Genomic DNA, 20,410 nt, shown 5'->3' on the forward strand with positions numbered 1-20,410 from the left:
AGGGGGCCTTTCAGCCCTTGACCGCGCCGACCATCACGCCCTTGGTGAAGTGGCGGGCGACGAACGGGTAAATGATCAGTACGGGCAGTGTCGAGACGACGATCAGCGCGTACTTCAGGACGTTCGCGAGTTGCTGACGTTCGAGGTTCTGGGCGATGTCGGCCGCAGACCCGGTGGTGGAGTTCAGGATCAGGATGTTGCGCAGGATGATCTGCAACGGGTACAGCCCCGGGTCCTTGAGGTAGATCAGGGCGTCGAAGTAGCTGTTCCACTGGAAGATCACGTACATCAGCGCGATCACCGCGATCACCGGCTTGGACAGCGGCAGCACGACCGACCACAGGAACCGCAGGTCGCTCGCCCCGTCGATGGTGGCCGCCTCGTGCAGCTCGTCCGGGATGGTCGAGCGGAAGAACGTGCGCGCGATGATCACCTGCCAGACCCCGATCGCGCTCGGGATCACCATCGCCCACCGGGTGTTGAGCATGCCCAGGTCCTGCACCACCAGGTAGGTCGGAATCAGGCCACCCGAGAACAGCATGGTGAAGATCAGCAGACTCATGATCACGTTGCGGCCGTAGAAGGTGCGCCGCGACAGTGGATAGGCGATCGCGATCGTCAGCGTGACGCTGATCAGCGTGCCGCCGATCGCATAGATGAACGAGTTCAGGTATCCGCGCATGATCTGCGGATCGGCGAAGACCGTCTTGTACGCCTTCAGTCCCGGCTCGATCGGCCAGAGCAGCACCCGGCCGCCACTGACCGCGGCCGGACTGCTGAACGAGTTCGCCACGATGTAGATCAGCGGGACAGCGACCACGATCAGCGCCAGCCAGAGCATGATCCGGACGCCGACCAGGAAGATCTTGTCGCCGCGTGTCTCCTCGATCGAGGTCCGCTTCGACGCCTCCGGAGCCTTCACCGTACGGCGGAATCCCTGCAACGTAACGCTCATGACCAGAGTCCGTTCCCGGTGATCCGCTTGGCGACGAAGTTCACGACGACGAGCAGGATGAGGTTGACGACGGAGTTGAACAGCCCGATGGCGGTCGCCATGCTGAAGTCGGCGTTCAGCAGGCCGGTCTTGTACACGTAGGTGGCGATGATTTCGGACTGTGCGGTGTTGAGCGGGTTCTGCAGGAGGAACGCCTTCTCGAACCCGATCGACATGATGTTGCCGACGCCGAGAATGAGGATGATCACCGCGGTCGGCATGATGCCTGGCAGGTCGACGTTCCGGATCCGCTGCAGCCGGCTCGCACCGTCGATCCGCGCGGACTCGTGCAGCGCCGGATCGATACCGGACAGCGCCGCCAGGTAGATGACCGCCGAGTACCCGGTCGTCTGCCAGACGTCGGACCACACGTAGATGTGCCGGAAGTAGTCCGGCTTGCCGAGGAAGTCGACCGCCGGCACCCCGAACAGCCCGATCGCGTCGTTGACGAACCCGAGCCGCGGCGACAGCACCAGGATCGTCATCGACACCACGACCACGGTCGAGATGAAGTACGGCGCGTACGTCACCAGCTGCACCGTCTTCTTGAACACCCCGGTCCGGATCTCGTTCAGCGCGATCGCCAGGATGATCGGGATCGGGAAGCTCGCCAGCACCGTGTAGCCGGCCAGAAGGAACGTGTTCTTCACCAGGGACGTGAACACGGGGTTCTGGAACAGCAACTCGAAGTTGTGGAAGCCCACCCACGGACTGCCCCACGGACCCTTGATCGGGCTGTAGTCCTTGAACGCGATCACGGCGTTGCTGATCGGGATGTACTTGAAGATCACGAAGTACGCCAGCGGCACGACGATCAGCAGGTACAGCTGCCAGTGCCGGCGCAGACTCCGGCGGGCCTGCGTCCACTGACCCGGCCGCGCCGGCCGGGTGGACTTCACCGCCTTCGCCGCGGCCGGCGCGGGCGGCGCCGCCCCCGACTTGTCCCGCACCTCGTACGTTGCACTCACTCCGCATCCTTTCCGTCACCGATCGGAGTGAAACCGATATCCGATAGGATCTCGGGTTCACTCACCGGGAGGATGACACAGAACTCCGGCCGGCGGAAGACTCCCGCAACCTGTCGATACCCGACCTTGACCGAAATCACCTCGCGCCTTGCAGGCAAGGGAAATCAGGCGTTGCCAAAGGCAACTATCCGGGAAACGCAGAATGGCCCGGTGACTATCCCACCGGACCGGGGTGCTACTCGGCGCCACCCCGGAGTCGCTCTGAGCCACCGACTCTGGATTGCACCAGTATTTTATTACCTCCGTGAACTATCTCGCAGTCAACCGCCCCACCGAACCCATGTCAAGACCTGGCCAGGGCAAGCTCCTGGGACAGTCCGGGCGTGGAGCAGGGCATCGCGAACGACTACCCCGACCACCGGTTGTGGACACTCGCGTGGGTTCGCGACCGGCTCGCTGGTTGGGTGGTCAGCGGTCAGGACGGTAGGCCGTGGGTCGGCGTACCGTCCGTCGTCGCTGTGGACGGTCGCGGAGAACCCGACCGGGAGCGTGGCGCTCTACGAATCGCTCGGCTACCGGGTCGTCGAACGGCAGCCCCGCTAACGGAAGGCCTTCTAGACAAGACCTGACCCGACCATCACGGGGGAACGGCCGGGCCAGGCACTTTCGATACTACTCCGGTTCGGTGTGCGCGTCCGGGTAAATGAGAGGCAGACGCGCCGGAAATACCTCTACTCTCGTCGCATGCAAAACCGCTCCTGAAAGCGCACCACCGCCGCCACGGCGTGACCGGTCCGATCCGGCCCGTCGCCAGGCTGCCGTTGTGCGTCACGCCGCGATCGGCCCAGTCCCGGGCCGCGCTTCGTCATGCACGCTTTCAGGAGCAATCTCGCCATGCCTATGACTGATCGTTCGGCCGATCCGGTCCGGACCTATCGCACCTACAAGACCGTCTGGGCGTTCTGTGCCGCGCTCTGCTTCACGCTCAGCGCGGTGTACTACGTCCGCGAGGCGGGCCTCAGCCCGCTGCAGCTCGTCCTGGTCGGGACGACGCTCGAACTCGCCTGCTTCCTGTTCGAGATCCCGACCGGCATCGTCGCCGACCTCTACAGCCGGCGGTTGTCCGTCGTCATCGGAGTAGCACTGATCGGCTCCGGGTTCCTGCTCCAGGGCCTGTCGCCGACGTTCCTCGCGATCCTCGGCGCCCAGGTGCTCTGGGGAGTCGGGTACACGTTCACCTCCGGCGCCGATCAGGCCTGGCTGGCCGACGAGATCGGCGCCGACCAGGTGGCCGGCGTACTGGTTCGCAGTCAGCAGTTCAGCCTCGGTGGGACGATCCTCGGTACCGTCGCCGCCGGAGGACTCGGCCTGCTTGATCTTTCGCTGCCGATCAAGCTGTCCGGCATCGGGATGATCGTGCTGGCCGTGCTACTCGCCGTGTTCATGCGGGAGGTCAACTTCCACCGAACGCCTGCGGGTGAGCGGGAGACGGTCAAGCACATGGCCGACACCTTCAAGCACGGCCTCGCGGTCGCCCGAAAGCGTCCGGTCGTCCGCACGCTGGTGCTGATCAGCCTGGTGTCGGGGTTGTCCAGCGAGGCGTTCGACCGGTTGTGGCAGGTGAAGATCCTGACCTTCGAGTTCCAGACAGTGTTCGGTACGTCGGACCCCGCGTTCTGGTTCACGGTGCTCGGGCTGATCGGCACACTGCTCACACTGATCAGCTCGCTCATCCTGAACAAGCTTTCACCCGAACGCTTGACTGCCACCCACCCGAACGGCGTACTGGCGTTGCTCGCGTTCCTTCAGGTCGTCGGCGTTCTCGCCTTCGCTCTGCTGGGCAACCTCTGGCTCGCGCTGGCCGCAGTGTGGTTGCGCAGCATCGCGGATGCGTTGTCCTGGCCGATCGAATCCGCGTGGCTGAACCGGAACGTCGAGTCGCGCTCACGCGCCACGGTGATCTCGTTCGTCTCCCAGGCGAACGCGATCGGCCAGGTCGCCGGCGGTCCCCCGCTCGGCGCGCTGGCCGGCCGTGCCGGTCTCCGGACAGCCCTGGTCGCCTCGGGCCTACTCCTCACACCCATCCCCGCCCTCTACACCCGGCTCCGCGCCCCGTCCCGGGAACTCGACGCCGTTTAGCGGCACCTAACGTCCGAACGATCGGAGGCGGGCCCTCCGGTCCTTCGGACGTTATGGATGGCGCTCCGCCAACGTCCGAAGGAATCGCAGCGGTGGTCTCCGGTTCTTCGGACGTTATGGGTGGCGCTGGGCTAACGTCCGAAGGAATCGCAGCGGTGGTCTCCGGTTCTTCGGACGTTGACGGGTCAGTCCTCGGTGCGGACCTTGACCGGGACGCGGCGGGCGTCGCGGGACGACTTGACCAGGCTGGCGACCGTGGTCACGAACAGGGTCGCGGCGATGAAGCTCAGTGAGGTGACGATGCCGATGTGCGGGAGGTGGATCGCGCCGATGTCGTCGATGTGCGAACCGTGCAGCGCCTCCACGATCAGCTTCACACCGATGAACGCGAGGATCACCGACAGGCCGACGTTCAGGTAGACGATCCGTTCCAGCAGGCCGCCGATCAGGAAGTACAGCTGACGCAGTCCCATCAGCGCGAACGCGTTGGCGGTGAGCACGATGTACGCGTCCTGGGTGAGCCCGAAGATCGCCGGGATCGAGTCCAGCGCGAAGATCACGTTCGCCATCCCGATCGCCGAGATCACGATCACCAGCGGCGTCACCATCCGCTTGCCGTCGATCCGGGTGGCGAGCTTCGCGCCGTCGTAGTCGTGCGAGATCGGCAGGATCCGGCGCATGCCGCGCAGTACGGCGTTCTCCTGGAAGTCCGCTTCGTCGTTCTCACCCTCGATCGCCAGCCGGACCGCGGTGTAGACCAGGAACGCGCCGAAGATGTAGAACACCCAGCTGGCCGCGGAGATCGCGGCCGCACCGGCCAGGATGAAGACGGCCCGCAGCAGCATCGACACCACGATGCCGATGTACAGGACCTTGTCCTGGGCCAGGCTCGGCACGCTGAACCGCGCCATGATGATCACGAAGACGAAGAGGTTGTCGACACTCAGGCTGTATTCGGTGATGTAGCCGGCGACGAACTCACCGCCGGTTTTCCCACCGCTGAACAGGAACAGCCCGATCGCGAAGAGCGCGGCCAGCCCGACGTAGAACAGCACCCACCGGGTCGCGTCCTTGATCGTCACGGTGTGGTTCCGGCGCGCGATCACGATCAGGTCGAACGCGACGATCGCGAGCAGGCCGGCGATCGTGAGCACCCAGACCAACGGGGGCATGACAGAAACCATGTGTGAACCTCCGGACGCGTGACACTACCTTGGTCCGGAGGTCTCTTCCGCCTGGATCGCTCCAGGCCGGCAGCACCGGTTCGGCCGTCCAGGCCTCCCGTGATGACGACGCTGCCGTTGAGGAATACTCCCCTCCACAACACACCGACTCTATCCGGTACCGATGCATACCACCGTGCACCAGGTCACATTCGGCGTGCTTCGCCTGATCGTATACCGCATACAGTCGCCCGCGCCAGCTCTGGTTTCCGGAGATTTAGTCACCTATATTGACTGTCATGAACTTTGACCATCAGCAGATCATCGTGCAGGCGTGGAGCGCTCCCGAGACCACGTCGGTCGAGCTACCGCCCGTGCGGGTGAACGAGGTGCTCACTGCCCGGTACGACGTCCAGCCGCCGTACCGGTATTCCGGAGCCGACCTGTGGGACATGGAGACGCGCAAGGCGGCGGCCCCGGACATCTACATCCCGACCGTGGTGCGGGCCGGCAGCGCGGAGAAGTTCCCCAGCACGCATCGCGGCCAGCTCGAGGAATTCACCCGCGTCTCCGAACAGCGCCTCTGGGCCGATCCGGGGCAGTTCGTCGCGGTGATCGAGCATGTCCGCCTGGATCACGCCAACCGGCGAGCGTTCTTCGTCGGGGCCGAGCGGTTCGAGACGCCGGACGGGCGGATCATCACGGCCGGTCAGGAGCAGCCGATCTTTCACGTCGAGCACTCGGTGGCCGGGCCGGAGGACGATCCGCTCAACCTGTGGCGCATCGTCCATCTGACCGACGCGCCCGATGAACAACTGGCGACCGCGTTCGAGGATCTGGCGAAGGATCCCCATCTGCGCGTTTTCGTCGAGGTGCACCTGCGTCAGGTCCTTGGACGCGAGTTCACCCGTCGCTGAGTTCCGGTCTTGTAGGGTTCGATTTCAGACTGGAGGGAGGCGCGTTGGAGCGCAGGGATGCGTCGACCGACCTAGGCGTTCTCGCCGGCCGGCTGTTGTTCTCGGTGCAGGGCGAGCTGTTCCGGCGCCTGCACGCCGAGGGCTTCGACGACATCTCCCCACGGCACGGCGCGGTCCTCGCCTACCTACGCGCCGACGGCATCCGCGCCACCGAACTCGCCCGGCTCTCCGGTCAGCACAAGCAAGTGATCGGCAAGAGCCTCGACGAACTGGAAGCGTTCGGGTACCTGGAACGCCGCCCAGACCCTGACGACCGGCGCGCGAAACTCATCGTGCCAACCAGCCGCGGCCTTGCCGAGATGCGAACGGCCGACGCACTCATGGCCGAGATCGGCGAACGCCACCGTCAGTCCCTCGGCCCCAAGGCCTACGACCGCTTCCTCGCCGACTTCCGCTTCGTCGTCGAAGCCCAGCGCACAACCACCTAGCCGGCGATGAGGTTGTAGCGCACCGCGACCCAGAAGCCTCCAGGCCGAACGGCACCCTGGAACTCCAGGAGATGTCCTCCGGCGGCGAGGCCGGGGTGATAGGACCACAGGCCCCACATCCGGACCTTCACGCGAGGGAACCGCTTCCCAGCTACCACAGGGATCTTGATCTGCTCCGTGTTGTGCACGGTCCAGGTCGGCAGCTTCTCGCCGTTCAACTGCGCCTCGCCGGTCGCCTCCGGGCACACCACATCCGCGGCCTCGACCCGTCCCCACATGTTGAACAACGGGAAGAACAAGGGCCGATCCACCGGTACGGCGGCACGGCGGTCGGCTGAACCCCCAGATGTCCCCGCCAAGAACCAGACGTCATCGGGTTGGTTCACTGCCGCGTGCCCTCCGTCCGGGTCCGAGATCGGACTGCTCTCGGACGGCATGGAATGAGCCCACTGCAGCCAGCGAGCCGCGAGCGCCCGCGCCTGGTTGTCATCGATCACGCCCGGAAGCATAAGGCTTGCCACCCGCCGATCCCGAGAAATTGCAGCAAGTAGCAACGCGCCTCGACCGGGCGAGCTAGGTTCGCGTGCGGGTCAGCACATACACGGTTGGCGTGGCACCGCCGTACCGGAGTAGTCGTTCGCGGACGATCTTCAGCCCGCGAACCCCAGCCACCGCATCCTGCAGCAATCGTTTGTCCTCGGTCATCAGGACGGCTCGCCCGTCGTTCGTCAGCACGCGCGCGATCTCGCCGAGGGCGGCCGGGTAGAGGCGCTGGTTGTCTCGATGGCTGCCGACCCGTTTGCCGAACGGGAGATTCGCGATCACGCGATGCTCGTGAGCCTGGCGACTCGCGGCGACCAGTAAGGTGCCTGATCCGCAGAACGGATCCAAGACCCGTTGCCCGGCACGGATCTTTGCCAACCGCACCAATACCTCGGCAACGACCGCATTAGTAGCCCATGGCAACCGTTCCAGCCGCTCGAACCGTTGTGTCCAATGTAATTCCCCGAGCTCGGCGACCCATCCTTCGACAGAATCGGTCACATTGACCGCGCACGTGGCGTAACGGATGAGATGTGGGTGAGTTCGGCGGCGAGGAGGTCGGCCGCACCTTCCATACAACGAAAAGTCAGCTGCACAGGTGACTCCTGGAGTCGCGTCGATGAAGTTCGATCGATGCCTCACCAGCATAAGCGGTCTAGACCCGTGGCTGGTGGAGCGTGCCTTTTCCGAGCCGGGCGGGTGCCGTTAGGCAAAAAGTTTCCGTTTCTGTCGAGGTCTGGGAGATTTCTCATCTGAGGAGTACAAAGAGTTTCTGTAGGTCTTACCGCCCCTAGACCTGGAGGTACTTCATGGATGTGATGTTCGGACTTGTCGGCGAAGCATCGTGGTTCTGTTGCGGCAACGCATGGGGACCTTGTGCTAGCACCGGGACCGGTGCTTGCGGGACGTGTCAGTCGGGGAATCTCCAGCATGCCTGGACGAACACCTCGGATGCCTGCTACTCGATCACGCGGCCGGACAACTGCGGCGTGACCGGGGTCGCGCGGCGGACCTGTGGGTTCCGGCACGCGACGACGAATCGCTGCAACGGTTCGCGTGTGGTCACGTCGATCGCGGACTGTGGGCCGCGGACGCGGTCGTTCTGCGGTGAGCGCGCTTGCTGTGGAGGGACCTGTGCGTCGAACCGGGTGCTCGACCTGACCCCGGCGGCGTTCAGCCGGATCGCGGGCCTGAGTGCCGGGCTGATTCCAGCCGGCATCGATGTGGGATGAGGTGAGCTGAGATGACTTCAACGATGGATCGTCGTGCTCTGCTCACCAGGGCCGCGCTCGGCGCGACCGGGCTCGTGGCCGCCAGCGCGCTGGGGTCGCTGGCACCGGAGGCCGCGTTCGCCGCGTCGGCCCAGGTACCGGATCCGGGTGCCCCGGATCCGAACTTCGCGGAAGGTCTGATCACCGGCCGCAACCAGGATCTCCTGCAGGTACAGGGATCTGACGGCCGGCTGCACAAGATCCAGCTGACCGGCGTCACCAGCGTCTGGAAGCTCCGGCCGACCACGATCGACCAGGCGATGATCGGCGACGGCCTGTACGCACGCGGCGTGAAGATGCCGAACGGCGTACTGGCGGCGGAGTCGGTGTGGATCAACATCGTCAACCTGGACGTGATGATCAACTCGATCAGCCGGACCGGGCTGAACCTCGATCACTTCGGCCAGAAGATCTTCGGCCACGTCCAGGAAGGGATCACGGCCGCCGCCTACAACGGCACGCCGGCGATCTCGGACCTGTCGATGCTGAAGGTCGGCCGGCATGTCCAGGTGATCGGCGCCTGGCGGCCCGGGACGAGCGAGATCGACATCGCGACGATCTACGCGGCGAACTGACCGGGAGGCCGCGATGTTCACACAGCAGGTGGCGGCCGCCCAGCCGCTGCTGATCGGATTGCTTCTCCTCTGGTCGTCGTACGGCAAGCTGACCAGCCCGGACGAAGCAGAGAAGACCGCCCTACCGAAGCTCGTCGGCGAGAACCGGGCCAAGCCCGCATATCGCGCCGTCGGCGTCATCGAAGCGGTCCTTGCCCTGGCACTGCTGAGTCCGCCCGCCTGGACTGCAGAAGTGCTGGCGGCAGTCGTCCTCGGTGTTGGGTTCACCGGATATCTCAGCTACGCCAAGATCGTCGTACCCGAGGCGTCCTGCGGTTGCGCCGGCAAGTCGGCCAAACCCGTGGGCTACCGATCGATCGGGCGCGCATTGTTGCTGCTGACAACAGCAGCGGCAGCGTTGACGACATCCCAAGGATGGTGGACGGCCGGACCGGCCGCGCTCGTCCTGATCGCAGAGGCGGCAGCGTTCGTCGCACTGTCGCCCGAGCTCGACCGTTACTGGCTCCTCCCCCTGAGGAGGCTGCGCGTCCGGCTCAGTCATCCGCTGGCCCGCACCGCGAGCAACGCCGTACCGCTCGCCGCCACGGAACGCCGCCTGATCCACAGCCCTGCCTACCGCGCGATGACCGGACTGCTCAGGTCCGACATCCGTGACTACTGGGACGAGGACGACTGGCGGTTCGTCAGCTACACCGCCCGGTACGACGGCCGCCCGGCCACCGTGGTCTTCGCCGTACCGCACACCGACTCCACCCCGGAGTCGGTCCGGGTCGCCGTCGTCGACGAGACGTCGGGCCAGACCCTGTATCGCCCGGCCCTGCTGAGCGTGCCGGGCTGAGAAAGGTTCGACCAATCCAGCCCCCGCGGAGCCGCTGAACGGCTTCGCGGGGGCTGACCGCTGTCCGGAGCGGAAAGCGCATGCCAGACTCGCGCTCACCGGTTGACACCACTTGCTCACGGGTGGTGTCATGCCGAATATCGTTAGGAAAGTTTCCTAATAAGAGTGACTCCCCTCCGCCCCGGAACACCAGGAGACCTCGATGACACCTCGCACGCTCCGGCGCAGGCTCGTGTCGAGCGCGGCCGCCCTCGCCGCCGCGCTCGCCCTGACCTCCGCTCCCCCGACCGCCACCGCGGCCCCGACCGATTACCAGGCCGAGTCCGCGACCATCTCCCAAGGCGTGGTCGAGTCCAACCACGCCGGCTACACCGGCACCGGATTCGTGAACTACGACAACCTCGTCGGCAGCTACGTCGAATGGACCGTGACCGCCCCGGCGGGCCCGGCCGACGTGACACTGCGCTTCGCCAACGGTACGACGGCCACCCGGCCGATGGACTGGACCGTCAACGGCGTCTCCGGCGCGGTCGGGATCACCTATCCCGGCACCGGTGACTGGACGGTCTGGCAGACCAAGACCGTCCGCCTCCAACTCGTCGCCGGCACCAACAAGATCCGCGCCCGCGCCACCACCGCCGACGGCGGACCGAACGCGGACAAGCTCACCGTCAACCCGACCAGCGACGACGCCACCCCGCCGTCCGCACCGAGCAACCTTGCCGTCAGCAACATCAAGTCGAACGCCGCCACCTTCACCTGGTCCGCGGCCACCGACAACGTCGGCGTGGTCCGGTACGAGATCAACCGCGGCGGCAACGTCCTCAAGGTCGTCGACGCCAACACCCTCTCGGCGACTGTCGACACGCTGACCGCCAACACGTCGTACGACGTCTCGGTCGGTGCGTTCGATGCCGCGGGCAACGCTTCCCAGCAGAGCAACGTGGTCACGTTCACCACGCCGGGCAGCGGCGACACCCAGCCGCCGACCACCCCGGGCAATCTGCGGTCGACCGGCGCGACGGCGAACAGTGTGTCACTCGCGTGGAACGCCTCCACCGACAACAGCGGCAGCATCGCCGGGTACGACGTCTACCAGGGCGCGACCAAGGTGGCGACGACCGGTTCACTGACCACGACCGTGACCGGGCTGACCCCGAACACCAGCTACACGTTCACCGTCAAGGCCCGTGACCCTGACGGCAACGCCTCCGCGGCGAGCAACGCCGTGACCGTCCGTACGTCGGCCACGGGGGCCGGCGGAATTCCGGCGTACGACAAGGACATCGCGAAGGTCGACCTCGGCTGGAGCGTCGCCTTCCTGCCGGACGGGTCCGGGACGGCGCTGGTAACCGAACGGGACCGGTTCGAGGTGCTGCGAGTGACCGCGTCGGGCCAGAAAACCACGCTGGGCAAGGTTCCTGGCGCGGTGACGACCACTGGTGAAGGCGGTCTGCTGGGTCTGGCGATCTCGCCGAACTTCACCACCGACCACTGGGTGTACTTCTACCACACGGCCGCCAACGACAACCGGATCGTGCGGATGAAGTACGAGAACGGCGTACTGGGCACGACCTCCGAGCCGGTGCTGACCGGACTGGCCAAGAACCGGTACCACAACGGCGGCCGGATCGCGTTCGGTCCGGACGGCAAGCTGTACGCGACGGTCGGCGACGCGAAGAACTCTGGCAACGCGCAGAACAACGGTTCGCTGAACGGCAAGATCCTGCGGCTGAACGCCGACGGGACGCCGCCCAGCGACAACCCGTTCTTCAGCACCGGCGGCAACGCCCGCTACGTGTGGAGCCGCGGCCACCGCAACCCGCAGGGTCTCGCGTGGGACTCGCGCGGTCAGCTGTGGGCGGCCGAGTTCGGTGAGAACAGCCAGGACGAGCTGAACCTGATCCAGAAGGGCGGCAACTACGGCTGGCCCGCCTGTGAAGGAACCATCGGCGACTGCGGCGGCTACATCGCGCCGAAGCGCACCTGGTCCACCTCGCAGGCCGGACCGAGCGGCATCGAAATCGTCAACGACTGGATCTACATCGCCGGCGTCACCGGCGAGCAGTTGTGGGTCACCCAGATCAACTCCGCCGGCACCGGCGTCGGCACCCCGCAAGCGGTCTTCTCCGGCCGCTGGGGCCGCCTGCGCAGCGTCACCAAAACCCCCGACGGCGGTCTCTGGCTGACCTCCACCAACGACGACAAGAACGGCGGCACCCCGAGCGGCATCGACAACGTCATCGTCCGCCTCAAGTTCGGGTAGCCAAGAACACTTAGTACCTGCTGAAAATCGCCCGGCCGCTCACTCGCTGAGCGCGCCGGGCGACTGTCCTTCACTACCGAACCAGCAGCGTCTTGCCGACCGTGGTCCTCGCCTCGATGGCGGCATGAGCCGCTGCGGCCTCGGCCAGTGGGAAGGTTTGGCCGATCGCTGGGTCCAGGCGCCGGTCGGCCAGGAGCTGGAGGGCGCGGCGCGGGAGGTCACGCCAGGCGACCGGGTCCGGCTGGTAGATGCCGACCACGGTGACGTCGTCGCGATGATCCGCGCCGGCGAAGTCTCCGCTGGCCGCGCCGTAGCCGAGGAAGCGACCGCCCGGGCGGGTGATCGCGTACGCCGCCCGACCGATCTCACCACCGGCGCCGTCGAACACGACATCCACACCCTGCAGCCCGCCGGTCCAGCCGGGAGCTGAATAGTCCACGACCTCGTGCGCGCCGAGCTCGCGCACACGGTCGAGCTTGGCCGACCCTCTCGCGGCGCCGACGACGGTCACACCAGTTGCCGAGAGCAACGGAATGAGCCAACTGCCGAGACTGCCCGCGGCCGCGGTAATCAGCACTCGCTGACCGGGCGACACCGCTGCCAGGTCCAGCTGCGACAACGCGGTGGCTCCGTCGTGCAACGCCGCCAACGCCGTTCTCAACTCCAGCCCGTTCGGCACCGGAAACACTTCGGTCGCCGGTACGACGCTCTGTTCGGCGTACCCGCCGCCGTTGTACGTCCCGACCCCACCGGTGCCCGCGATCACACGCCGCCCGACCAGCACGGCATCAACGCCGGGCCCGACCGACCGCACCACGCCGGCCACTCCCGCGCCCAGCACGGTCGGCAACTCGAGCTTGAAGTACTCCTGTCCCCACCCGGCCCGAAGCTGCGTGTCCAGGAACAACACCTCGGCCGCCTCAACCTCGATCACCACCTCGCCCGGTCCCGCCACAGGCTCCGGCAGCTCAACCAGCTCCAGCACCTCAGGACCACCGAACCGCGCAATGCGAACTACCCGCACCGTGAACCTCCTCAACTCGTCCAGGCGCTCGACACTAAAACCTGAAGCAATGTTGAGGTCAAACAATGCGGCCGAAATCCGAGTACTGCGGGATGCCTGACGCCAAGGCTTGGACGGCGAGCGTGAGGCGGCGATGCATCGAGGGTCGGAGCCGCGATTGCGCCTCGTCGAGGGTCAGGAACGCCACCGCACCCACCTCGCCGGGTTGCATCACCAGCTCCTCGTCACCGTTGAGCACGCCGCCGTCGAAGACGAACGCGATGGCGTCGTGCCAAACGCCGCGGGCCGGATCCCAGTCGACGACGAGCAACGGTCCGATGGTCAACTCGAGCCCGACCTCTTCCAGCACCTCACGCCGGCAGGCGTCGTACGGGGACTCGTTGGCCTCCGCGATGCCGCCGGGGATGTCGAGGAACGGCTTGTACGTCGGCTCGATGAACAGGATCCGTCCGTCCCGATCGCGGATCAGCGCTCCCCCGGCCACCCGCTTGCGCGGCATGCGCTCCGCGATCCCCGGGTGAAACTCCGCCTCGGGCTCGCCCTCGGCGATCAGATCGTCCTGTCGGCTCATGCCGTCAGTCTCGCTCAGACGTCGCGGCGCAAGAACGCGGCGGTCGCGCCGCCGCGCGTGTGACGGGCGTCATGTCACGGCGGGCGGGTGGGGCGTGTCCTCAGGGTTGTCGAAAGGGGACAGAGATGAAACCGCACATTGTCGTGCTGGGAGCCGGGTACTCCGGGATGATCGCGGCCAAGCTGGCAGCTCGTCGTACTGATGGACACGTGACGCTGGTGAACGCGCGGGACACGTTCGTGGAGCGGGTCCGGATGCATGAGCTCGCGTCGGGGAAGACGCTGCCGGAGCGGCCGATCGCCGAGCTGATCAAGGGGACGGGGATCGAGTTTGTCGTCGATCGGGTCGTGCACATCGATGCCGAGCGGCGGGTGGTGGCGCTGAGCGGGCGGGAGGTTGCGTACGACGTACTGATCTATGCGTTGGGGAGCCGGGCGGATCTGGATTCGGTGCCTGGGGTTGGTGAGCACGCGTATACGGTCGCGGATGTCGTGAGTGCTGGGCGGCTGCGGGATCGGCTGCGGAGCGAGGGGTCGATCGCGGTGGTCGGTGGCGGGTTGACCGGGCTCGAGGCGGTGACCGAGATTGCGGAGTCGTATCCCGGGCGGAAGGTCCAGCTCGTGACCGCGGGCGCGCTGGGTGGCGCGTTGTCGCAGCGCGGTCGACGGCATCTGCACAAGGTGTTCGACCGGCTGGGGATCGTGAAGGTCGAGCAGGCACGGGTGGTCGCGGTCGACGCCGGGGGTCTGCAGTTGGCTGATGGCGGGCGGGTCGACGCGGACGTGGTGGTGTGGACGACCGGGTTCGAGGTGTCGGAGATCGCGCGGAAGGCTGGGTTCGCGGTCGACGACAACGGGCGGATGCTGGTCGATACGACACTGCGATCGGTGTCGCATCCGGAGGTGACCGCGATCGGTGACTCGGCCGTCGTCCGGCCCGAGGGTCAGGACGAGCTGCGGATGGCTTGTGCGACGGGGATTCCGATGGCCGGCCATGCGGTTCGGGCGCTGACGGATCGGCTGAACGGGCGGGAGCCGCGCGGACTGAAGTTCCGCTACTTCAACCAGTGCATCAGTCTTGGCCGCCGTGATGGGGTGATCCAGTTTGTCCGGGCCGACGATTCACCGGTCGAGGCAGTTCTGACCGGGCGGCTGGCGGCGAAGTACAAGGCGAGCATCGTGTCCGGCGCGTTCTACACCATGCGGAACCCGCTGCTCGCGGACTTCAGCTAGTGCCCGAGAAGCGGACCGCCAACACTCACCAACCTGCGCGGCACCTGGTCCGGCACGCTCGAGCGGAGGCGGAAACTGCCGCCGGAGGACACTTGGTGAGTGGGGGCGGTCCGCCTACGTTGCTCGACCGGAGCGAAAGTCCGTTGACCGGGTGGGATGGGTGGGCGTTGATTGCCTGGTGACTACAGATCGAGCCGTGGGTGCCCTCTCCGCTTTGGTTGGTACGCCGGTTGAGCGTGGGGGTGTTGACCGGGGTGGGCGGAGGCTCAGCTGGGTTGCGGGTGGGAGCGGGCCGACCGTCATTTTCGAGGCGGGAGCGGCGTCTCCGGTGATCGGGTTCGCGGCGGTGTTCAAGGCGTTGGTGGCTGATCACCGGGTGATTGCCTACGACCGGGCCGGGTACGGCGCCAGCGAGGGAGCACCGTTGAGTCTCGAGGGGCAACTGGGTGATCTGATGGCCGTGCTCGAGAGTGCGGGATCCGGGGTGCTGGTCGGGCACAGCTGGGGCGGGCTGCTAGTTCAGCTCGCCGCCTGGGAACGCCCAGATCTCGTGGACGGTCTTGTGCTGCTGGATCCTTCGCACGAGGCGTTCTGGTCGACACCGCCGGCGCTTCCGAGTGATGACGTCCGGCGGGAGGAACAACTGGAGTCCGCCCGCGAGCAGGCCGCGACCACCGCTCGCGTCGCCGCCACCACCCCGGAGATCGAGCAACTGCTGGAGTCAGCCTGCCTCTCCTACCTGGAGACCCCCGAGCAGATGGCGGTCCACCTCGCCGAACTGCCGATGATCCTCGACCACCTTCCCGAGCTGGCCAAACGCCGTACCGAGGCTGTTTGGCCGCAGATCCCGGTCGTCATCCTCACCGCCATGAAGGGCCGCCCCGAGGCGTTCGTCCGCCCCGTCCTCGACCTGCAGAACGCACTGGCCGCCACCACCAACGCCAGGCACACAGTCGTCCCCGACTCCGGCCACTACCTCCACCTCGACCGCCCCGACCTGGTCACCGACGCCATCCGCGAAGTCACCGGCGGAGCTTTTCAGGCGGTGGGTGGGGTGTAGGCGCCGGCGGGGAGGCCTAGTTGGCGGAGGAGGTCGGCGAGGTTGTAGTAGTCGTCGACGGTGCGGATCTTGCCGTGGTGCAGGGTGATGATCGAGGTGGCGGGGACGGCGAAGGACTTGCCTGCGGCGGAGTAGGGCGGGGTGAAGGGTGAGTTCTCGGTGAAGGTGCCGCTGAAGGTCCAGGTGACGGCGATGCGGTCGCCTTGGACGATGGTGTCGTGGACGGTGACCTTGGCCGGGTTGATGCTGTCGGCGGTGAGCTCGACCCATGTCTTGGCGCCGGCGGGGCCGGTAAAGGAGGCCTGGAAGGCGTGGTCGGTGTAGACGCCGTTCCGGTCGAAGAGCTTGCTCATGGCAACGGGGTTCAGCGTGGTCCAGGCAGTCGCCCATTGCTGGACGATGCGCGGGGCGTGCTGCGCCACACCAATTGAGGTGACGGTCGAGGGAGCTGCAGTGGCTGGTACGGCGGCGACCGCGATCCCGGCGGTGAGGGCGGCAGCGGCGATGAGGCGCGTGGTGCGAGACATGAGGAGATTTCCTTTCTAGGGAAAGATTTCAGGGGACGATGACGACCTTGCCGGCGGCTGAGCCGGACTCGGCGTACCGGACGGCGTCGGCGACGTCGGACAGCGGGAAGGCACGGGCGATCCGGGCGGTGATGTCACCGGCGGCGAGCTGCCCGAAGACGGCTTCGAGGTCGGTACGCATCTCGGCCTGGTGCTTGGCCAGCCGGCGGCGTCCGGCCCAGAGGTTGAAGAACGTGGCGGACTTTCCGTTCGGCAGCAGGTTCCACAGCAGGAGCCGGCCGATCAGCGCGAGGACGGGAAGCCGGGCGTTACCGTCCTGGTCGCGCGTGGCCGCCGTACCGTAGGAAACGAGCGAACCGCCGTGGCCGAGCATCGACCAGGACTTCCGGATCTCCGGCCCGCCGACGTGATCGAAGACAGCCTGTACGCCGTTCGGCGCGATCGCTCGTACTGCACTCAGAACGTCCACCGAGCGGTCGACCGGATTCGCGCCGAGCTCGCGGACGTACGGGAAGTGCCGCTTGGACACGACGCCGATCACCTGTGCTCCGGCGTGCCGGGCGAGCTGGACGAGCAGCGATCCGACGCCGCCGTTCGCACCCAGTACGACGATGGTGTCACCGCGGCGGACCTTGGCGATCGCGAGCATCCGCCGAGCGGTCACGCCGTTCACGATCACGGCCTCGGTCTCTTCGGCGCCCACCCCGTCAGGTACCAGCGCGAGGTCCGCGGTGTCGAGCACCAGCCGGTCCGCCCAGCCGCCAGTCTTGGTCACCGCGGCGACCCGCTGGCCGACCGTGAAGCCGGAATCACCTGACCCGAGGGACTCGATCACCCCGACCACGTCGTACCCGGGAACGAAGGGGAACGGCGGCTGGTCGTAGTACTTGCCGCGCCGCATCTGCTGCTCCGCGAACGACACCCCGGTCGCCTCCATCCGGACCAGCGCCTGGCCGGGCCCGACCTCCGGGGTCTCCCGCCGGCGCAGCTGCAGCCCGTCCGCCTCCACGATTCCGGGCAGTTCAACCTCGGTGATCATCCTTTTGCCTCCTCCAGAGCGTCCTGCTGACAAGGTCAACAGTGCCGCCGGAGCCGCCGCCCGCGCGTCGGCGAGAACTACGTAGATTGCGTACGTACACCATCCGTCCCTCGATCACGCAGGAGAGCCGAGCAGATGCAGTTCGTAGCCCGCCAGCAGGAACTGCAGGCGATCGAGGCGCTCACGCAGGGCGCGGCCGCCGGTCACGGCGGAGCGGTGGTCGTGCTCGGCGAGGCCGGGATCGGCAAGTCGACACTGATCGAGACCGTCACCGAACGGCTCGACGGCTGGCTGGTGCTGCGGGCCGACGGCACCGAGTTCGAACGCGACCTCCCGTACGCCGCTCTGCACCAACTGTGCTCCCCCGTCATCGAGGCGCGGACCGGGCTACCGGATGTCCAGCGGCAGGCCCTCGAGTCGGTCTTCGGACTGGCCGCCGGTACGACGCCAAGCCCGCTGATGGTTGGACTCGCCGTACTCGGCCTGCTCAACGAACTCCAGCAACCGCTGTGTTGTGTGGTCGACGACGTCCAGTGGATCGACGCCGGTACACGCCAGGCCCTCGCCTTCGTTGCCCGGCGCATCTCGTCGGAGGGGATCGCGCTGATCCTGGCCGGTCGCCCGGACGGCGCCGGCTTCTCCGATCTACCGCAGCTGCCGCTGACCGGGCTGGATGAGAAGGAGGCTCAGGCGCTGCTGCGTTCAACCGGGCGGGCAGGTCTCGACAGCGACGTACTGGATCGGATCTTGGCCGAGGCGCACGGCAATCCGCTGGCCCTGCTGGAGTTCGACGGTGCTTCGGGCGGTCAACGTCGAGGTGTTGTGGAGGAGCTGGAGGCGGAGTTCACGCGCCGGGTACGACGGTTGCCGGAGGCAACTCAGTTGCTGCTGAGCCTCGCCGCGGCTGAGCCGGTTGGTGACCTCGGTCTGTTGCGCCGGGCCGCGAAGCGACTCGACCTGACGCTGGCTGCCGCCGCCGAGGCTGAGGACGAGGAGCTGGTCATGCTCGGGCCGCGGTTGCGGTTCCGTCATCCGCTCGTGCGGTCGGCGGCGTACCAGTCGGCGACGCCTGGTGTTCGGCGCCGCCTGCACGCCGCGCTGGCGGACGCGACTGATGTCGAGACCGACCCGGATCGCCGTGCCTGGCACCGGGCGCACGCGGTGATCGACACGGACGAGGAGGTCGCCACTGAGCTGACCCAGGCGGCTGAGCGCACCCAGCTCCGTGGTGATTTCGCGTCTGCCGCGGCCTTCCTCGAACGCGCGGCGCAACTCAGCCCGGAGCCCGTCGAACAGGCCGCGCGACTACTCGCCGCGGCCGGCCTGCGGCTGAAGCTCGGTACGTTCAGCGAGGCTGGTGAGCTGCTCACCCAGGCCGAACGGCGTCCGCTCGACGCGGCGCAGCGGGCGCAGGTGAAGTTGCAGCGGGCAACGATCGACGTGTACGTCACGCGCAGTCCGGAGGCGACCGCCGCGCTGGTCAGCGCCGCGCCCGATCTCGGCCCCGAGGACGCGACGGGCACGTACATCGAGGCGTTCTCGTCCGCGATGTTCATCGACCGGATGCCTGGCCGCCTGCGGCAGCTCGGGGCGCGGATCCGCGCGCAGGTTCCGCCGTGCGAGAACCCGCGACCGGCCGACCTGTTGCTGACCGCGCTTCTCGACCAGGCGATGTTGCCGGTGGACGAGGCCGTGCCGGCCATGTGCCGAGCCGTCGACTCCTTCCGTACGGCGGAGCTCGCGGACCCGTGGTGGATGGAGCTGGCGTGCATGATGGCACTCGATCTGCGGGATTCCGAGGCGACGGACGAGATCTCGGCGCACCAGGTAGAGCTGGCGCGGCGGCAGTCCGCGCTGGCGATTCTTCCGCAGGCACTGAAGTTCCAGGCGGTCACCAAGACGATGTTCGGCCGGTTCGACGAAGCGGAGGCGGAGCTGGCCGAGGCGGCGGCGATCGACGAAGCGGCGGGGAGTCTCAGTCTCGCGTTCGCCGACGTCATCCTCGCTGCCTGGCGTGGCAACACCGAGGAGTTCGACGAGGTGCGGGCGTCGATCCAGAACCGCGTCGAGCGCGACGAGCTGGTGGCGGAGCTCTATGCGGCCGCGGTCCTTCGCAACGGGCTCGGCGACTACACCGCAGCCCTCGAGGCCGGACTGACCGCCTATGCGGAACGTGAGCTCGGCTCGTACGTCATCTGGCCGTTCGACTCCGAACTCGTCGAAGCCGCCGCGCGAGCTGGCCAACCCGAGGCCGCCGCCCCGGCACTCGATCAGCTCGCGCGCCTGGCGCGCACGAACCCCACCCCTTGGGCTGTCGCACATCACCTGCTCGCACAGGCGCTGCTCGACCCGACATCGCCGGACACGGACAGTCGGTTCCAGGAGGCGATCGACCTGCTGGCGCAGACCGACGTACGGGCTCAGCATGCGCGGGCGCGGCTCGCGTACGGCGAGTGGTTGCGTCGTGAAGGGCGTCGGGCGGAGGCGCGGGTCGAACTCCAGGCAGCGCATGAATCGTTGTCCGCGATGGGTGCTGCCGCGTTTGCCGAGCGTGCGGCTCGTGAGTTGTCGGCGACGGGTCAACGGCCGCGGCGGGACGGTACGAATCCGTTGGACAACCTCACCGCGCAGGAGCGACTCATCGCGACCAAGGTCGCCGGTGGGGCAACGTCGAAGGAGGTCGCGGCCACGCTCTTCCTCAGCCCGCGCACGATCGACACCCACTTGCGCAATATCTTCCGCAAACTCGACATCACCTCTCGCCGCCAGCTCCGCGATCTCTCATTGTGAGGTAG

19 protein-coding genes and 1 pseudogene are annotated in these 20,410 nt (G+C 66.9%); 9 read left to right on the forward strand and 11 right to left on the reverse strand.

Going from position 1 to position 20,410, the window contains the following annotated elements:
* Positions 1-10: 10 nt before the first annotated feature.
* Both ACIA49_RS00130 and ACIA49_RS00135 read right to left on the reverse strand, forming a co-directional pair.
* A complete protein-coding gene (locus tag ACIA49_RS00130) occupies positions 11-955 on the reverse strand; it encodes a carbohydrate ABC transporter permease (RefSeq protein ID WP_396374855.1) in 945 nt (314 codons plus the stop codon).
* Entirely contained in the window at positions 952-1,962 is a 1,011-nt protein-coding gene (locus ACIA49_RS00135; protein WP_396374856.1) for an ABC transporter permease, read from the reverse strand. Before ACIA49_RS00135 ends, ACIA49_RS00130 begins: the two co-directional genes overlap by 4 nt.
* Positions 1,963-2,856: 894 nt before the next feature.
* On the opposite strand from ACIA49_RS00135, the gene ACIA49_RS00140 reads away from it, so the two are divergent.
* Entirely contained in the window at positions 2,857-4,101 is a 1,245-nt protein-coding gene (locus ACIA49_RS00140) for an MFS transporter (protein ID WP_396374857.1), read from the forward strand.
* Between the two features lie 185 nt (positions 4,102-4,286).
* On the opposite strand, the gene ACIA49_RS00145 is transcribed toward ACIA49_RS00140, so the two are convergent.
* A complete protein-coding gene (locus ACIA49_RS00145; RefSeq protein ID WP_396374858.1) occupies positions 4,287-5,273 on the reverse strand; it encodes a TerC/Alx family metal homeostasis membrane protein in 987 nt (328 codons plus the stop codon).
* 290 nt (positions 5,274-5,563) lie between these two features.
* On the opposite strand from ACIA49_RS00145, the gene ACIA49_RS00150 reads away from it, so the two are divergent.
* Together ACIA49_RS00150 and ACIA49_RS00155 are read left to right on the forward strand one after the other, a co-directional pair.
* Positions 5,564-6,181: a hypothetical protein gene (locus ACIA49_RS00150; protein ID WP_396374859.1), complete on the forward strand. Its 618-nt coding sequence runs from the start codon at positions 5,564-5,566 to the stop codon at positions 6,179-6,181.
* 44 nt (positions 6,182-6,225) lie between these two features.
* Complete coding sequence (locus tag ACIA49_RS00155) at positions 6,226-6,669, forward strand: MarR family winged helix-turn-helix transcriptional regulator (RefSeq protein WP_396374860.1); 444 nt, start codon at positions 6,226-6,228, stop codon at positions 6,667-6,669.
* Here the strand turns inward: ACIA49_RS00155 and ACIA49_RS00160 are convergent.
* The 4 genes and pseudogenes from ACIA49_RS00160 to ACIA49_RS00175 form a co-directional block, all read right to left on the reverse strand.
* Positions 6,666-7,166 carry a hypothetical protein gene (locus ACIA49_RS00160; RefSeq protein WP_396374861.1) on the reverse strand — a complete coding sequence of 167 codons (501 nt, stop codon included), beginning with the start codon at positions 7,164-7,166 and terminating at the stop codon, positions 6,666-6,668. The two genes, ACIA49_RS00155 and ACIA49_RS00160, sit on opposite strands and share 4 nt — an antisense overlap.
* Positions 7,167-7,242: 76 nt before the next feature.
* Complete coding sequence (locus ACIA49_RS00165; RefSeq protein WP_396376020.1) at positions 7,243-7,494, reverse strand: hypothetical protein; 252 nt, start codon at positions 7,492-7,494, stop codon at positions 7,243-7,245.
* Between the two features lie 30 nt (positions 7,495-7,524).
* Positions 7,525-7,860, reverse strand: a pseudogene (locus ACIA49_RS00170) (hypothetical protein); the annotation flags it as partial.
* A 310-nt stretch (positions 7,861-8,170) separates the two neighbouring features.
* On the reverse strand, positions 8,171-8,431 hold the full coding sequence (locus ACIA49_RS00175; RefSeq protein WP_396374862.1) for a hypothetical protein: 261 nt from the start codon (positions 8,429-8,431) through the stop codon (positions 8,171-8,173).
* Positions 8,432-8,455: 24 nt separating this feature from the next.
* Here ACIA49_RS00175 and ACIA49_RS00180 point away from each other — a divergent pair, with 24 nt between their 5' ends.
* The 3 genes from ACIA49_RS00180 (at position 8,456) to ACIA49_RS00190 (ending at position 12,162) form a co-directional block, all read left to right on the forward strand.
* On the forward strand, positions 8,456-9,058 hold the full coding sequence (locus ACIA49_RS00180; protein ID WP_396374863.1) for a cell wall protein: 603 nt from the start codon (positions 8,456-8,458) through the stop codon (positions 9,056-9,058).
* A gap of 13 nt (positions 9,059-9,071) precedes the next feature.
* A complete protein-coding gene (locus tag ACIA49_RS00185; protein WP_396374864.1) occupies positions 9,072-9,896 on the forward strand; it encodes a MauE/DoxX family redox-associated membrane protein in 825 nt (274 codons plus the stop codon).
* Between the two features lie 202 nt (positions 9,897-10,098).
* Entirely contained in the window at positions 10,099-12,162 is a 2,064-nt protein-coding gene (locus ACIA49_RS00190; protein ID WP_396374865.1) for a PQQ-dependent sugar dehydrogenase, read from the forward strand.
* Positions 12,163-12,235: 73 nt separating this feature from the next.
* Here ACIA49_RS00190 and ACIA49_RS00195 read toward each other — a convergent pair whose 3' ends face one another.
* Positions 12,236-13,186, reverse strand: a complete 951-nt coding sequence (locus ACIA49_RS00195) for a zinc-binding dehydrogenase (protein ID WP_396374866.1) — start codon at positions 13,184-13,186, stop codon at positions 12,236-12,238.
* 58 nt (positions 13,187-13,244) lie between these two features.
* Positions 13,245-13,757 (reverse strand): NUDIX domain-containing protein, encoded by a 513-nt coding sequence (locus ACIA49_RS00200; protein ID WP_396374867.1) that lies wholly within the window; start codon positions 13,755-13,757, stop codon positions 13,245-13,247.
* 125 nt (positions 13,758-13,882) lie between these two features.
* Here ACIA49_RS00200 and ACIA49_RS00205 point away from each other — a divergent pair, with 125 nt between their 5' ends.
* Together ACIA49_RS00205 and ACIA49_RS00210 are read left to right on the forward strand one after the other, a co-directional pair.
* Positions 13,883-14,989, forward strand: coding sequence for an NAD(P)/FAD-dependent oxidoreductase (locus ACIA49_RS00205; protein WP_396374868.1), 1,107 nt, complete (start codon positions 13,883-13,885; stop codon positions 14,987-14,989).
* 196 nt (positions 14,990-15,185) lie between these two features.
* Complete coding sequence (locus tag ACIA49_RS00210) at positions 15,186-16,049, forward strand: alpha/beta fold hydrolase (protein ID WP_396374869.1); 864 nt, start codon at positions 15,186-15,188, stop codon at positions 16,047-16,049.
* Here ACIA49_RS00210 and ACIA49_RS00215 read toward each other — a convergent pair.
* Together ACIA49_RS00215 and ACIA49_RS00220 are read right to left on the reverse strand one after the other, a co-directional pair.
* The gene (locus ACIA49_RS00215) at positions 16,028-16,576 is read right to left on the reverse strand and encodes an ester cyclase (protein ID WP_396374870.1); all 549 of its coding nucleotides are present in this window, start codon (positions 16,574-16,576) and stop codon (positions 16,028-16,030) included. The genes ACIA49_RS00210 and ACIA49_RS00215 overlap by 22 nt on opposite strands.
* 28 nt (positions 16,577-16,604) lie before the next feature.
* Positions 16,605-17,615: a medium chain dehydrogenase/reductase family protein gene (locus ACIA49_RS00220; protein WP_396374871.1), complete on the reverse strand. Its 1,011-nt coding sequence runs from the start codon at positions 17,613-17,615 to the stop codon at positions 16,605-16,607.
* A 135-nt stretch (positions 17,616-17,750) separates the two neighbouring features.
* Here ACIA49_RS00220 and ACIA49_RS00225 point away from each other — a divergent pair, with 135 nt between their 5' ends.
* A complete protein-coding gene (locus tag ACIA49_RS00225) occupies positions 17,751-20,405 on the forward strand; it encodes an AAA family ATPase (protein ID WP_396374872.1) in 2,655 nt (884 codons plus the stop codon).
* The last annotated feature ends 5 nt before the right edge of the window (positions 20,406-20,410 follow it).

The organism is Kribbella sp. NPDC051587 (assembly GCF_044453945.1).
Classification (GTDB): Bacteria; Actinomycetota; Actinomycetes; order Propionibacteriales; family Kribbellaceae; genus Kribbella.